Annotated in this window: 15 protein-coding genes; all 15 read left to right on the top strand. The window is 44.1% G+C overall.

Annotation, left to right across the window (positions count from 1 at the left end; genetic code table 11):
* The first annotated feature begins 41 nt into the window (after positions 1 to 41).
* The 15 genes from D7X94_RS10815 to D7X94_RS10745 all read left to right on the top strand — a co-directional run bounded on the left by D7X94_RS10815 (position 42) and on the right by D7X94_RS10745 (position 15302).
* Positions 42 to 587 carry an SLOG family protein gene (locus tag D7X94_RS10815; protein ID WP_120427732.1) on the top strand — a complete coding sequence of 182 codons (546 nt, stop codon included), beginning with the start codon at positions 42 to 44 and terminating at the stop codon, positions 585 to 587.
* 95 nt (positions 588 to 682) lie between these two features.
* The gene (locus tag D7X94_RS10810) at positions 683 to 1843 is read left to right on the top strand and encodes a hypothetical protein (RefSeq protein ID WP_120427731.1); all 1161 of its coding nucleotides are present in this window, start codon (positions 683 to 685) and stop codon (positions 1841 to 1843) included.
* A 17-nt stretch (positions 1844 to 1860) separates the two neighbouring features.
* Positions 1861 to 3546: an ATP-binding protein gene (locus D7X94_RS10805; RefSeq protein ID WP_120427730.1), complete on the top strand. Its 1686-nt coding sequence runs from the start codon at positions 1861 to 1863 to the stop codon at positions 3544 to 3546.
* A gap of 10 nt (positions 3547 to 3556) precedes the next feature.
* Positions 3557 to 5125, top strand: coding sequence for an ATP-binding protein (locus D7X94_RS10800; RefSeq protein ID WP_158590998.1), 1569 nt, complete (start codon positions 3557 to 3559; stop codon positions 5123 to 5125).
* Entirely contained in the window at positions 5122 to 6984 is a 1863-nt protein-coding gene (locus D7X94_RS10795) for a hypothetical protein (RefSeq protein WP_120427728.1), read from the top strand. The genes D7X94_RS10800 and D7X94_RS10795 overlap by 4 nt, the downstream gene beginning before the upstream one ends.
* A gap of 145 nt (positions 6985 to 7129) precedes the next feature.
* The gene (locus D7X94_RS10790) at positions 7130 to 7852 is read left to right on the top strand and encodes a DUF4368 domain-containing protein (protein ID WP_330558206.1); all 723 of its coding nucleotides are present in this window, start codon (positions 7130 to 7132) and stop codon (positions 7850 to 7852) included.
* Between the two features lie 315 nt (positions 7853 to 8167).
* A complete protein-coding gene (locus tag D7X94_RS10785) occupies positions 8168 to 8542 on the top strand; it encodes a BlaI/MecI/CopY family transcriptional regulator (RefSeq protein ID WP_120427727.1) in 375 nt (124 codons plus the stop codon).
* The gene (locus D7X94_RS10780) at positions 8535 to 10673 is read left to right on the top strand and encodes a M56 family metallopeptidase (protein WP_120427726.1); all 2139 of its coding nucleotides are present in this window, start codon (positions 8535 to 8537) and stop codon (positions 10671 to 10673) included. Before D7X94_RS10785 ends, D7X94_RS10780 begins: the two co-directional genes overlap by 8 nt.
* 107 nt (positions 10674 to 10780) lie before the next feature.
* On the top strand, positions 10781 to 11224 hold the full coding sequence (locus D7X94_RS10775) for an RNA polymerase sigma factor (protein ID WP_120427725.1): 444 nt from the start codon (positions 10781 to 10783) through the stop codon (positions 11222 to 11224).
* Complete coding sequence (locus D7X94_RS10770) at positions 11211 to 11411, top strand: helix-turn-helix domain-containing protein (protein WP_016289817.1); 201 nt, start codon at positions 11211 to 11213, stop codon at positions 11409 to 11411. Before D7X94_RS10775 ends, D7X94_RS10770 begins: the two co-directional genes overlap by 14 nt.
* A 44-nt stretch (positions 11412 to 11455) precedes the next feature.
* The gene (locus D7X94_RS10765) at positions 11456 to 11860 is read left to right on the top strand and encodes a winged helix-turn-helix domain-containing protein (protein WP_120427777.1); all 405 of its coding nucleotides are present in this window, start codon (positions 11456 to 11458) and stop codon (positions 11858 to 11860) included.
* Positions 11861 to 12200: 340 nt separating this feature from the next.
* A complete protein-coding gene (locus D7X94_RS10760) occupies positions 12201 to 12596 on the top strand; it encodes a plasmid mobilization protein (protein ID WP_120427724.1) in 396 nt (131 codons plus the stop codon).
* Positions 12568 to 14199 (top strand): relaxase/mobilization nuclease domain-containing protein, encoded by a 1632-nt coding sequence (locus D7X94_RS10755; protein ID WP_120427723.1) that lies wholly within the window; start codon positions 12568 to 12570, stop codon positions 14197 to 14199. The genes D7X94_RS10760 and D7X94_RS10755 overlap by 29 nt, the downstream gene beginning before the upstream one ends.
* The gene (locus D7X94_RS10750) at positions 14189 to 14575 is read left to right on the top strand and encodes a cysteine-rich VLP domain-containing protein (protein WP_120427722.1); all 387 of its coding nucleotides are present in this window, start codon (positions 14189 to 14191) and stop codon (positions 14573 to 14575) included. Before D7X94_RS10755 ends, D7X94_RS10750 begins: the two co-directional genes overlap by 11 nt.
* Before the next feature lie 73 nt (positions 14576 to 14648).
* Complete coding sequence (locus D7X94_RS10745; protein ID WP_330558201.1) at positions 14649 to 15302, top strand: replication initiator protein A; 654 nt, start codon at positions 14649 to 14651, stop codon at positions 15300 to 15302.
* Positions 15303 to 15378 lie beyond the last annotated feature (76 nt).

Raw genomic sequence — 15378 nt, 5'->3', positions numbered from 1 at the left:
GTATAATGCGGAGCAACTATTTGTATGGGAGGATTGTTCCAATGACAGAGACAACCTGCGCATTTACTGGCCACCGGCCAAAAAGTTTTCCCTGGAAGTATGATGAAACTGCCTCTGACTGCGTTTTGCTGAAGGAAGTCCTGATGGCACAGATTGAGGCACTGGCGGATAGAGGCGTGACGGATTTTTTGTCGGGGATGGCCCAGGGGACAGACCTCTGGTGCAGCGAAATTGTTCTCGACCTCAAAAAGAAAAATCCTGCGCTGAAGCTCCATTGTGTCCTGCCCTGCAAGGGACAGGAGAGCAAGTGGACAGCATCAGCGCAGGAACTCTATCGTTCTATTTTAGTACAGGCCAATGAGGTTATCTATGTGAGGCAAGCGTATAGCAGGGACTGTATGATGAAACGGAACCGCTACCTGGTAGATCATTCTTCCATCTTATTAGCCGTTTACAATGGCGCTCGGCGTAGCGGTACTGGAGCGACGGTACACTATGCCAGACAGCTTGGAAGAAATATTTATATAATTGATCCTATTACACGGATAATTGAGCAGGAGGTTGTTGAAAAATGTCGGCGTCTGTAGTATTATACCAAGTGTAAGGCTACCCAGCGCAAGATAGCCCTATGTTTATTGCAATTACACTTCTCGAACGTCAGCGGCAGAGGAGGGACTAGCTAATGGCATCTATCCTAGATATTATCGCTTCTGAGACCCATGGAAGTAGCTTTAAGACATATAAGTATGGATTTGACGGTATTGAAGTCCCTCGCTTTGATTATGACGATCATCAATATCACTTCACTTGGAAACGATATGGTGAAACAGAAACCCACAAAAAGACTGTTCCACTGAAACGAGTAGTCGATCAAATTGTTGGTACGGAACCGCTCTTTCATTATTTCCTTGATGGGTCGCGGAAGACATATAAAGTCGATGATATGTCATACCGAAATCAGATTTATCCTATTATTGCTGGACAGGTTGGAGTTGGGTGCTGTCTGCGCGAACAAGGAGAAATGTTTCCATTAAAAGCCCCGGCATATGAGCGGCATCTCGTTATCTCTCTTCCCAAAGTTGCAAAATCCAGTGATTGGGATGATGACGAATTAAGTTTTGAATACTTACTCAAAAAGATAAACGCACGAGCAGACCTCCGAGAAAAGGGCGTTGAGTTTGCGAAAATCATACCCTACTCTACAAGTGTTGCACAGGGCGATAAAATAGAAAATAAAGGGATAGCTGTGATACAAAAATATATGGCCCAGCGTGAAATTCGGATGGTAGCAGAGCTTGTTAGAAGGGGACATCTTCTACCAACAAGGTTTCTGCTTAAAGACGGTTCCCTCGAATATCAGGTGCATGGAATATCCAGTAAGGCAGAGTTGGCGAGGTTTAAAAATAATTATCAGTTTGTAGTTGGTGTATCCAAATCTTTTAATCCAGCTTATTGTATTGATAAGGATGGACGCAACAACTCTTCTCAAATTGCCCAGCTCCCCCTTTATTCAAGGACACCAGTTCAAATGTATGACTCGCCAGTCATTGGTGATGTAACATTCGCAGTATGGTTTGTCCGCATCCGCGAAAGTCGTTATACAAACAACACCTTTGATGGCGTACTAAAATTGGAAAAAATACTCGTAAGCGATGAGCAAGTAGAACAGGGCCTTGACTCAGAAGAAGTCGATATGATTACAGCAAATATCATCAATGAGCGAAACCCTGTATGCTATGGTGCTGACCGAAGGTGGGCAAATCATCTATATCCGATATATGTAACCGAAAGCTATGTGAAAAGTAAATATCTAGGCGAAAGTATGTTTTTGAACTTATTCTAAGTGAGGTCATGGTGGATATGGGAAAAGTTATAGGAAAGGTTCTTGCGACAGAGAAAAATCCCTCAACAATGGAGGAATTCTTTTTCTGGACGAAACCTGAGTTGATACTAAATCCGTTCGATGTCGTTAAGGTTGAACATATTAAATCGAGTGTCACCTATGGTGTAGTTGAAGAAATATCACATATCACTGATACAGCTAATTTCCTTTCCGAGTATATCTCAAATGACTTTGGTGATGTATCAACTATGCCCGTCACCCATCGGATTGGAATGAACTACGTTAAGGCCAGGATCGTGGGAAATACCCAAGGGATTTATATTCCTGTTTTAAGCGGAAAAACTGTTTGTTTAGCAAACAGAGATGAAATTTCGGAAGCATTAGGACTCTCTTCTATCCAGAATCCTGTTCCATGTGGATATATTGAAATGTACCAGGGAGCAGATGAAGATGAGCGTGTAAAACTGCGTGTGGATGTTGACTCACGATACCTCATTGGCCCAGAAGGAGCGCATCTCAATATTTCTGGTATCTCTGGCTTGGCTGCAAAGACCTCATTTGCCATGTTCCTCTTAAAGGGAATACAGGACAAGTGTATGGCAGCCGGTGGTGAGCAGGACGATGAAGACGTTGCTTTTGTCATTTTCAATGTCAAAGGATGCGATTTGCTTGCCATTGATGAGCCAAATGAGTTTGCCAGTGATGCAGAGCGGGAGGAAACATTTGCAATATACCGTGACCTTGGTATGACTACACATCCCTTCCGCAATGTTCACTATTATTATCCATACTCTACTCGCAACACATGGAATACCCATCTTGCCCCCGAAGCCGTTGAGTATAATATCACCCATGATAAGGCCCATATGTATAAATACGAGTACAAGATGGACAAGGATAATCTTGACTTGATGTTCGCTAGCATGGATGATCCTACACAAACCATGGACTCTATCTTAAGCTATATTATTTCTGGTCGCGGAAATTTTGGAAGTTTAGAAGACTGGCAAGACTTCCTCAATGAGGTTCACAAGTGCGGAGAAGCCGGAAGTACCGGCGATAAGGAAATCACCGTCCAAAGCTGGCGCAAATTTGAGCGCATAGTTAAAAAGTCAATCTATCGAAACGGAATGTTCGATAGCATAAAAGACGGGCATCGAGAAACCCGGATTAGCGATGCGCTTAAGCATATACGGAAGAACGAAGTCCATGTCATAGATATCGCAAAACTGAACGATGATATGCAGTGCTTTGTGTTTGGTGATGCAATACGGGCAATTTATGATTTGCAGCTTGGACAGTACAGTGCGGACGATGAATATGTGCCTCCCTCAAAAATCGTCGTATTTGTTGATGAACTTAACAAATATGCAGCATCAGACGCGCCCAAGACATCTCCTATCCTTCGGCAAGTTCTTGATATTGCTGAACGTGGCCGCTCGCTTGGTGTTGTGCTGTTTGCTGCGGAACAATTTAAGAGTGCAATCCATCCCCGTGTAACAGGTAACTGCTCAACATTTGCATATGGCCGGACAAACGCAATCGAAATCGCCAAAAATGATTACAAGTTTATTCCTTCTGTATATAAAAGTATGATGGTACGGCTTAAGCAAGGAGAGTATATTATCCAAAATCCTGTGTTCCGCTCATTGCTTAATGTCCGTTTCCCAAAGCCGATTTACAAACAATTCAAGTCAAAGTAGGATGAGCTTTATGGCTATAATCGGAAAAAATGTTATCGAAAACCTCACGACTGCAATGTATGAAGATTTGCGGATCATATACCGTGAATATGTTCAGAATGCAGCAGACTCAATCGACAAAGCAATTAAGCAGGGGTTACTCCGCCTAGAGGAGGCCCGGATAGAAATCAATATAGACGCCAACAAAAGGTATGTATCTGTTCGGGATAATGGGACAGGGATCAGTTGCGATGACTTCCTCCGTAAAATGAGCCGCATTGCCGACTCTGAAAAGGATCGGGCGGAGGACAAAGGTTTCCGTGGCATTGGTCGATTAGGAGGCATTTCTTCCTGCAAAACACTGAAATTCTCGTGTTCGGTGCGTGGAGAACAGACGGCATCAGTATGTGTTTGGGATGCACAACAAGTTCGCGATATATTGGTAGATGAAAAGCAAAATCCCTCTGCTGGCGAACTTGTTGATATGGTCACAACCTACAGCCAGGATGTATGCGATATTGATGAACATTTTTTCTTAGTTGAGCTGATAGATATTGAGCAATCTTCGGCGGAACTTTTAGATAAGGATAATGTGCAAAAATACTTGGAGGCAGTTGCTCCTATTCCCTATGCCACAGGATTTACATTCAAAAGCAAGATTGCTGAATTTGCCCGCCAAAATGGATTTACCATTGACGAATATCAAGTATTCATAAATGGAGAACGTCTGTTTAAGCCTTATTCAAGGAAACTTTATGAGCCCCATAACCACTCAAAGAAAGCATACGATGAACTTTCTGATGTTAAATTCGAGATTTTTAAAGATACCAATGGTGAAACTATTGCATGGATGTGGTATGGGGTCAGTAAATTTGAAAAGCAAATCCCAGCTATAAATCCTATGCGGGGTATTCGTTTGCGCAAGGCCAATATCCAAATCGGCAATGAGAACACTTTCTCGGCTCACGATTTTTATAAGGAGCCTCGCGGATGCTTATATTTTGTTGGAGAAGTTTTTGCTGTGGGGAAAAATTTGATCCCCAATGCACGCCGGGATTATTTCAATTTGAACGATACCTGTCGCCTCTTTGAACGAACTCTTCGCCCTCTGTTTTATGATACTTTCTACACCATCTATCATCGCGCTAACGAGTATAAAAAGGCGCTCCAAAAACAATCCGAACTTCAGGCTACTCAGCAAGAGCATGAGCAAAGAATGGCAAGCGGAGGATTTATAGACGCGGAAGATCAGGCTGCTAGTGAGAAGAAAATTGAGGAACTGAAAAAGGCCGCAGAACGAGCCGCAAAAACTATTGAAACTCGTGAGCAAAAAGAAGCCACAGACCAAGTATTGGGTCGGGTATACAGCGCCCTTCGCTCTGACTATGCCCCATCAGTTGATGAGTCTGGCGAGGAGACACCCCCACAAAGCAAACCGTGTTCTGAAAAACCGAAAGGGTACATGACACAATCCCTAAGCAAATATAATCGAAAAGAGCAAAAGCTGATTAGCAGAATTTATTCAATCCTAAAAGCGATCCTTCCTCATGATACTGCGGAAATCGTCATAAGTAAAATACAGGAAGAACTGAGCAAATGAACCGTCAAATATTATTAGTTGAGCCCAACTATAAAAATAAATATCCACCGATGGGGCTAATGAAACTTTCAACCTATTACAAAAGGTTGGGAGATCATGTGACTTTTTTCAAGGGCGATTTGATAGACCTGGTGCTGGATGATACGTTTGAGATGCTGAAGGAGCAGCTTTATGCCAACGATAATACCGTTTTTTGGGAACAGTATAAACCTCAAATTTGCCAGTATATCAAAAAAGGCACGAAGTCTTCATTGAATGGAGTCCCAAAGGTTGAAGAAAATCCAATTATTGAGGCACTATTCAAGTTTTATCGGCAATATTTCTACCGCAAACGATATTTTGAACCGGAATTTAGAAAATACGACCGAGTAGGGATTACCACATTATTTACATTTTATTGGGACATTACGATTGAAACAATCAACTTTGCAAAACAGCTCTGTAAAACAGCTGACGGTGTAATGGTAGGCGGAATTATGGCGTCTATTCTTGCTGATCGTGTTGAAGCAGAAACAGGTATAAGACCACATATCGGAACGCTGCATACCCCTGGCGAACTAGACCCCGAAAGTGATTTGATAATTGATACTTTACCGCTCGATTATTCAATATTAGAAGAAATCGAGTACCAATATCCTGCGTCAGATGCTTATTTTGCCTATATGACACGCGGCTGTGTTAATAAATGTAAATTCTGTGCTGTACCGAAACTTGAGCCTGTTTACACAGAATTTCTCCCTGTGTCGGAGCAAGTTCATATTGCCGAAGAACGCTATGGAGCTAAAAGAGATTTACTTTTGCTGGACAATAATGTTCTTGCATCTTGTCGTTTTAATGATATTGTCGATGATATTATCGCCGCAGGATTTGGTCGCAATGCAACATATACCTCTCCTAATCTGTATGAAATAGCAATTCAAAATTTGCGTAGCGGGCATAATGATCGAGGGTATATCAAAATGTGTGTACGCCAATTTCGGCTGCTACTGAACAAAGTAGGACGTAATCAGGTTCAAGCAGTTTATGATTTATTGAGGGACAATTATCTCCTAGAGGATTATACAGCGACAAAGGCCGCTATCCTTCGTACATACGAGGAACTGCGCCCTTATTTTGAAACAGTTTACTCTAAAAAACCCAAGCAACGTCATGTCGATTTCAATCAGGGCATTGATGCACGACTAATCACTGATGCTAATATGAAAAAATTAGCGGAAATACCCATTAGACCTGTGCGGATTGCTTTTGACCACTGGGAGTTACGCGATATATATGAGAATGCTGTGCGCACAGCTGTTCGGAATGGACATACAAACCTTTCCAATTATATTCTTTATAATTTTGAAGACCTCCCAGTTGAACTATATTTGAGGCTTAAGTTAAACGTTGATCTGTGTGAAGAATTAGGTGCAAGTATTTATTCATTCCCAATGAAATACCATCCAATAGAAGATCCAGAATATTTTGATAACCGCGACTTCATCGGGAAATATTGGAACCGGAAATTCATCCGCACAATTCAGGCCATCCTAAATTCTACCAAAGGCAAGGTGGGCCGTGGGCATGATTTCTTTTGCAAAGCATTTGGAGCGAATGAGCAAGAATATTATAAGCTGCTTTATATGCCAGAAGCCATGATTATATATCGTTTTTTCTTTGAAGGAATTGGCTTAACTAATCAATGGTGGGCTGCGTTTTCGGCGCTTTCTGATGAAGAGATGGAAATTGCTAGACCAATCATTGAAAAAAATATTTTTACCAACATCCAAGATGAAACTGATAATAATAACGTATTGAATGTTCTTCGATACTACTGTATTACCAGGGATGATGCAAAAAGAATGATGGAAAACCCGTAAATCTTGCTATATTCGCTCAATACTTTATATTTGGATAATCTTAAACAGATTTACCTGTGTAGAATATGTCTTTCTACATGGGTAAAATCTGTTTGGACAAATTTACCCTTGACAAAAGCTCTCTGAGGGCAACGCCACGGGCAAGATACCCGACAAACATTTTACCCGGCTGCTGAATGAATATGACGAGGAACAGACCGGACTGGAAACGTCCATAGCCGAATGGCAGAGGCAGATTGAAAACTGGAACGCCGACAGGCTGAAAACAGACCAGTTTATCCAGCTTGTGAAACGCTATACCGACTTCTCCGAGCTTACAACGCCCATGCTCAATGAGTTTATTGAGAAAGTGGTTGTGCATGAGGGCGAGGGGCGGGGGAATGACCGCCGCCAGCGGATAGACATTTATCTGAACTTTATCGGGGCTTTTGAAGTGCCGGAATATATCGTCACCCCGGCAGAGGTAGAGGAACAAGGCCGCCAGCGTGAGGAACAGGCGGCAAAGGAAGCCCGGTCAAAGGAGCTTGCAAAGGCGCGGTATGAGAAACGCAAGGCAGAGAAACGGGAATTTACCGCGAGGAAAAAGGCGGGGCTTCTCACCCCGGAGGAACAGGAAGCCGAGGAAAAGCGGCTTGCACACAACCGGGAGTGGCAAAAGGAATGGCGGGAGAAACGAAAAGCCACAGAGCCGGAGAAGCCGCCCAGGCAGAAATCCATAAAGGAGCTAATGGCGGTTGAAAAGACCGGGGCAGACCTCACGCCGGAGGAAACGGAACGGCTTGTGGCATACCGCCGGAAGAAAGCCGACCAGCAGAGGGCAAGGCGGGAGGGAAAGAAAAGCAACCAGCCGAAAAAGAAAGTCAGTTAGCGGGAGAAGCCCCGCGCCGGGAGGAACAAAAGGAGCATTGTGGAAATGTGCATAACAGGCTATGGAATCATGGATAACCCTGTTCACAGCACATGGAAAAGCTAAAGTGCAGCTTTCCCACGTCCTGCAAACAGAGTTACCCACAATTCCAAAAGACAGCCAGTTATACACATTACCACGAATGCCGACTACTACGGAATCCCACCCCTATCTTTTTATAAATTCTTAAATTTCTTTTAGGGCATTGCATTATCACCTACGAAGTGTTAATATAAATACATACCTACAAAATGTTAAGATAAAAAGGAGGACAATATGGCACAGCAAATTTCTGAATCCGAACTGGTACTAATGAAAATCATCTGGAAGAATGGAGGGGCGGCTTTATACTCCCTCATCATGGAGGAATTGGAAAAAGACAAGAACGAATGGAAGAACAACACCGTACTCACTCTGCTTTCCCGTCTGGGCGAAAAAAAGTTCTTGAAAGTCAAAAAAATCGGCAGGAAGAATGAGTATGTGGCTACGGTAACAGAAGCAGAATACCAGACCATGCAGACCCACAGCTTTCTTGATAAAGTCTACGGCGGGAATGTGAAAAACTTAGTATCAACCTTGTTGCGGCAGGATATTCTTTCGGCAGATGAATTGAAAGAGATTGAAACATTTTGGAGAAAAGAAAATGAATGAATTTATAAAAGTATTATTGTCGCTTTCTGTTTCCGGCGCACTGTTACTGCTTTTCATTTTGGGATTGAAGCCGCTGTATAAAAACAAGTTCAGCAAGCGTTGGCAGTATTATATCTGGATAGTTGTTGCTTTGCGGTTTCTGCTTCCCTTTACTCCCGATAATGCGGTTGTTGGAAGCCTGTTTGAAAAAATCGACACAGTAGCAATAACGAATGAAATTCCTACAAGCCCTAATATACCCGTTCCCGCAGATACGGGTAACAACGAAGCAGAGCCGATACAGACAAACCGGGAAATAAACGCCGCTGCCATGCGTGAGCCATTTAATAAATATGTCTGCCTGTTTTTTATCTGGTCAGCATTGGCACTGATTTTATTTGTTCGTAAGGTAACAGTTTATCAAGGATTTATCCAATACATCAAAGCAGGAAATAAAGAGGTATCGGATATAAAAATCTTGAATCTGCTATCTGATTGTGAAGAAAAACTGAATATAAAAACAAGGGTTGAATTATCCCGTAATTCTCTGATTGCTTCCCCCATGCTGATCGGTTTCTTTCGACCAAGAATCATTTTGCCTGTTGGCGAATTGGAAGATAAAGAGTTATCTTATATCTTTGTGCATGAGCTAATTCACTACAAGCAGAGGGATATGTTTTATAAATGGCTGATACAGATTGTTGTGTGCGTCCATTGGTTCAATCCTTTTGTATATTTGCTGGAAAAGGAAGTGAATAAATCATGTGAATTGTCATGTGATGAAAAAGTTATATCTGTACTTGACGATACCGCAAGGCGTGAGTATGGAGATATACTAATTTCATTTTTGAAATCAAACAATCTCTACAAAAGTTCTTTAGCTTCCGTCACTTTGACAGAGGGAGCAGAACAGTTAAAAGAAAGGTTAGGTGCGATTATGAAATTTAGGAAAAAATCAAAAGTGATTATTGCCATTACTGCCATTTTTACGGTTGCTGTTTGCGTCTGCTTTTTTGTGACTGGTGCATACGCCGCCCCTTCTGTTGCTAATGATAAGAAAACGTGGAGGGACAGCGAAATATTGAATGAAGTTTTAACAGATAATGGAGTGTATTATATCTTTTGTGAAGGTGCGGACGAAGAAGATAGACCACAGGCATCTGTATCAGTTGGAAGCATCAAGTTTGTTGTGGTGCGAAAAGATAGCTGGACATCTATTGGACCGTTTGACAATAAGGAAACACTTCTTGAAGATGTCACAGAACAGTGTAAATATATGAAAAATCTTACAGAAAAAGAAAAGGGATTGGTTATAGAAACTGCGGCATCAATATCAGAGAAGAAAAACAACGGAACAGATACATATATTTATGATGAAAATTTAGGGTTTGGTTGGTATCTGGATAATGAAAATTTGGATAATACGGATTTTGAAAATAATGAATCATACAAATACACTTATACACAAAAAGGATATTACTGCAATTCCTATATTATTGAAATGGGTTGGAACGTATATGCAAAAGCCCAGCAATACTATGGAGTAACAGAAATTGTCATGAAAGACAACTCGAAAATGACGGTGTATTTTTCTGATACTGCAAAAGATTATATAAATGACAGCGAAGCTGTTTCGGCAATAGAAGAATTGATTTATTCTTTGAAAAGTGCAAATATTAGTCCGACAATAGAAATGCCTTTAATTATGAGTATAACGCCTGTTGCAACTGATGATATACCAGCATTGACAGAAAAATATTTTCAAAATGAGGACTTGATTAGATTTTCTGCACTCTTTTCAGTATTAGATGAAGTAACCCAAAAAGATTACTACAAGAAAGTATATGACGCTGATAAAATTGCGCTCTTTTCAACTATTGTACAGAACATGGACGCAGATTTAATTTTACAGTATATAGATAAATCGGAACAGGATAATAAATCAAATTTCTTTGCCGTACTTTCAGATTATATGCAATCAAGTGATTTGAAAAAATATGCCGAGAAATACTATGAAGCTAATAATATTGCCCGGTTTACAATTCTGCTTGATTGCATGACAAAGGAAGAAAAACAGGAATGGCTGAAACGGGCGCGAACAGATAAGAAAACTAATTTTGTTGTAGTCTTATCTGATGAATTGCTTGATTAAATTGTTATGGTTTAACAAGGGGCAGCCGACTAAAACAAAGCTGCCTCTTGCAAAATAAATGAACTTATCAATATTGTTTCCCATGTGGGAGAAAGGGGGAATTTTCTATGGACTGCACAGAAGCATACAGGGAACATATCATGTATTCTTTCAATGGTTTCTGCAAAGTCGTCATACGCTATGCCGCTATCAATGCATGGCGTGACAGGAACAGGCGGCGGCAAAGAGAAATATCCTTTGAATACCTCACAGAAGAAAAATTCTATCCCCTAAGCACATCAGACGAAGCTCTCAAATCACCTTACGAACAATACCCTGTTACAATCTGCGGTCAGACAATTATCCTCACCAATGGGGAGCTTGCCGCCGCCCTGTTATCCCTACCGGAGAAAAAGAGAGAAATCATTTACCTTTACTTTTTCGGGAATTACACACAACAGGAAATCGCGGATTTATACGGACATTGCAAAAGTACAGCGTGGCATTATATTCACAGCGCATTACAGATGTTGCAGAAAGAAATGGAGGGATTTTCACATGGGGAATACTAACCTTGTGCCATATGAAACCATTGTCCGGGCGACAAACGGCGAGCCGGAAGCCGTGGACGAGGTTTTACGGCATTACAGCAAACGAATCCGCTTTGCCGCCCTTGAAAACGGGCACGTCAACACAGACACCGAGGACAGCATAAAACGGCGGCTTATCACTGCCCTGTTCCAGTTCCGCTTTGACTGAAAAAGGCGGCATGACAGGAGGTGAGGTTTGTCGGGAAAATAGCCATGCTGATATTCAATGATACCGAGGAAAAAGCAGTTGAAAAAGCCATAGCCGCCCTTGCGGATATGATACCGCTGGAAGCCATACAGCCGCCCCACTCCCCCGCGCTGGTTTTCCCCGGACTGGAAATCAGACTACACCAACGCCGGGTACTGAAAAACGGGATTGACGTTTCCCTCACCCGTTTAGAATACGGCGCACTCTGCTACCTTGCCGCCAGTCCGGGGAGGGTATTCACAAAGGCGCAAATTTTTGAAGCCGTGTGGAGCATGGGGAGCGAAAGCTGCCAGTCAAGCGTTACAAATGTGATATGTAATCTACGGAAAAAGATAGAGCCGGACAGCAGGAGTCCCACTTACATAAAGACCATTTTAGGGATAGGCTACAAGTTTGTTTCCGGGGAATAACAAAGAGATAACCGCCGTTACTGGCGAAGATACGAAACAGGAAATCGGGGAATAAGGTTTCCTGTTTTTTTACGCCTGTTTTGCTTATCCCCGGCTTTACAGCGGGAGAAAAAACTGCCGCAAAATTGGCGCAATCCACACCACGCAAGCCGGGGTTATCAGCAAAAGCCCACACAGAGGAAGCCGCCACTTTCTAAGAGCAAGATTCTACCACAGTACCAAATTTCGCTAACCGCTCAATTTTGTCCTGCGGGAATCTTGTTGGGGTTGCCACCCCAAGCCCGCCTTTTTGCGGCTTGCGCCGCTTGAAAAATCCACCCAAGAAAGGAGGTTCACAGCCATGAAAAAGTACAATACGCCCCACCGCCGCCGGGTAATCAAGACACGCTTGACCGAGGAAGAATATACAGAGTTTTCCGAGCGCATTTCCCTCTACAAAATGAGCCAGTCTGAATATATCCGGCAAGCCCTAACCAAGTCAAGCATACGCCCGGTTATCACTGTTTCCCCGGTCAATGATGAATTGTTATCTGCCGTTGGGAAGTTAACCGCCGAGTATGGAAAAATCGGCGGCAACTTAAACCAGATTGCCCGCTGTCTGAACGAGTACGGCACACCTTATAACGCCCTCTCCCAAGAGGTACGAGCCGCCCTCTCCGAGCTTGCCGCCTTGAAGTTTGAAGTCTTGCAGAAAGTAGGTGAAGCCATTGGCAACGTTCAAACATATCAGCTCTAAAAATGCCAATTATGGGGCGGCTGAACAATACCTAACTTTTGAGCATGACGAGTTTACCATGAAGCCCACCCTTGATGAAAACGGGCAGATTGTTCCGAGGACAGGCTATCTCATTTCCTCTCTGAATTGCGGCGGGGAAGATTTCGCCATAGCGTGTATGCGTTCCAATCTGAAATATGGCAAGAATCAGAAACGGGAGGACGTAAAGAGCCACCATTATATTATCAGCTTTGACCCCCGTGACGCACCAGACAACGGCTTGACCGTAGACCGGGCGCAAGCGTTGGGCGAGCAGTTCTGTAAAGAGCATTTCCCCGGACATCAAGCGTTGGTATGCACCCACCCGGACGGGCATAACCACAGCGGCAACATTCATGTGCATATCGTAATCAATTCCCTACGGATTGCGGAAGTACCACTATTGCCGTACATGGAAAGACCAGCCGACACAAGAGAGGGCTGCAAGCACCGCTGTACGGACGCAGCTATGGAATACTTCAAAGCGGAAGTCATGGAGATGTGCCACCGGGAAAACCTCTATCAGATTGACTTGCTGAACGGGAGCAAGAACCGCATTACCGAGCGTGAGTATTGGGCGAAACGGAAAGGACAAGCCGCACTGGATAAGGAGAACGCTTCCCAAGCCGCCACGGGAGAGCCGCCCAAACAGACCAAGGTTGAAACCGACAAGGAGAAACTACGGCGCACAATCCGAGCCGCCCTGTCCTCTGCCGTTTCCTTTGAGGATTTTTCCGGGAAACTGCTACAACAGGGCGTGACCGTCAAGGAGAGCCGGGGGAGATTATCGTATCTCACGCCGGACAGGACGAAGCCAATCACCGCCCGGAAGTTAGGTGATGATTTTGACCGTGCCGCCGTATTGGAAGCACTCACCATAAACGCACAGAACGCCGCCAGAGCCGCCGAAAAGCACCTACCCAAAGAGGAATACCCACGGAGCATAAAAGACCGCTTACAGCGCAATAAAGTTGCCATAAACGCCCCGAAGAATGACAGCGTACAACGCATGGTAGACCGGGAAGCGAAACGAGCCGAGGGCAAGGGCATAGGATATGACCGCTGGGCGGCTGTCCACAACTTAAAGCAAATGGCGGCGACCATGAGTATTTATGAGGAATCCGGCTTTTCTTCCCCGGAAGAACTGAAAGCCGCCCTTGCCGCCGCCAGTGCGGAGCTGAACAGCGTCCACGCCGAACTGAAAACCGTGGAAAGCACCTTGCATGAGAAAAAGGACTTGCAGAAACAGCTATTGGCATACATCAAGACCAAGCCCGCCCGTGACGGGCTGAAAGCACAGAAAACAGAGAAAGCCCACAAAAACTACCGGGAGCAGCACGAAAGCGATTTTATGATAACCGAAGCTGCCACCCGGTATTTTAAGGCACAGGGAATCCAAAAACTGCCAGCGTCCAAAACCTTACAGACCGAGATTGAGCAGCTTACCAAAGAGAAAAACGCCCTTTACAACGAGTACCGGGCAAAGAGGGAACGCACAAAGGAATTGCAGACCGTAAAGGGCAACATTGAGCAGATTTTAAAGCGCAAGCCAGAGCGCAGAAAGGGGCGGGAAAATGAACGGTAAACGCCCCTACATGGATTACCCAAAGCACAGAGCCGCCCGCCGCCTTGTGCATGAGTGCTGTAACTACGATAACGGCAACTGTATTGTACTGGATAACGGCGCGCCTTGTGTATGTGTGCAAAGTATCAGCTATTCGCTTCTCTGCCGCTGGTTCATTGCCGCCGTGCTTCCCCTTGACTGGAAACTGGAAGCCGCCCTACTCCACCGGGCAGAACTGAAACGCTGTACCGAGTGCGGCGGTCAGTTTCTCCCAAAATCCAACCGGGGGAAATACTGCCCCGATTGTGCCGGACGCATGAAAAGAACCAGAGCCGCACAGCGCAAGCGGAAACAGAGGGGGAAATGTCACGCTTTAGAAAATACAGAACCCCCGTAAATCAAGGCTTTCCGGCTGCTGCTCAATGGGTATGCGGTACATTTATCCTTTACCCCCGGAAAAGCCGTTTTAAATGCGTAACAGAAGCCACAGACAGGAGGTGAAAACCATAGCTGAATACATCACAGCCGAAACAATCATACCGCCGTATCTGCCCTATCCCCGTTTCCTGCTGAAAATGGACTTGTCACAGACCGCAAAGCTGCTCTATGCGCTGCTGTTAGACCGTTCCACCCTCTCACAGAAAAACGGCTGGCAGGACAATGAGGGCAGGACGTATATTGTCTACCCCATAGCAGAGATAGCGGAAATACTGGATAAAAGCACCATGACCATACAGAACTCCCTAAAAGAACTGGACATTGCCGGGCTTTTGGAGAGGGAACGCCGGGGATTTTCCGCGCCGAACCGCCTTTATGTGAAAGTGCCGGAAGTAGTAAAGGTTTCTTTAGATATGACACAAAGAAATCTTGATGTCAGTCCTACAGAAAACTGTACATCAGACACAAAGAAAACTTTACCTATGATACAAAGAAAACTTTACCCTAACCAACTAAATATAAACAAACTAAAAGAGAGCCAACGAATGGGAGCGAGTGGAGAGCCGCCCGCGCCCTATGGCAAATACCAGAATGTTTTCCTCACTGAAAGCGAATATGCGGAGCTGAAGCAGGAATACCCGGACTGCCTTGAACGGCTTATTGTCAGCGCCAGTGATAAAATGTAAAAAAACGCCGAGGAAAAAATGTAGTTTTGTGGCGGAGGTGAAGGGAAAAAGATAGACTCCCAATCAGGGCGAGAAA

The sequence above is a fragment of the Acutalibacter sp. 1XD8-33 genome, assembly GCF_003612555.1.
In the GTDB taxonomy this organism is placed as follows: domain Bacteria; phylum Bacillota; class Clostridia; order Oscillospirales; family Acutalibacteraceae; genus Acutalibacter.
Note: the sequence above shows the minus strand (reverse complement) of the source record. Positions and strands in the feature narration are given on the sequence as shown.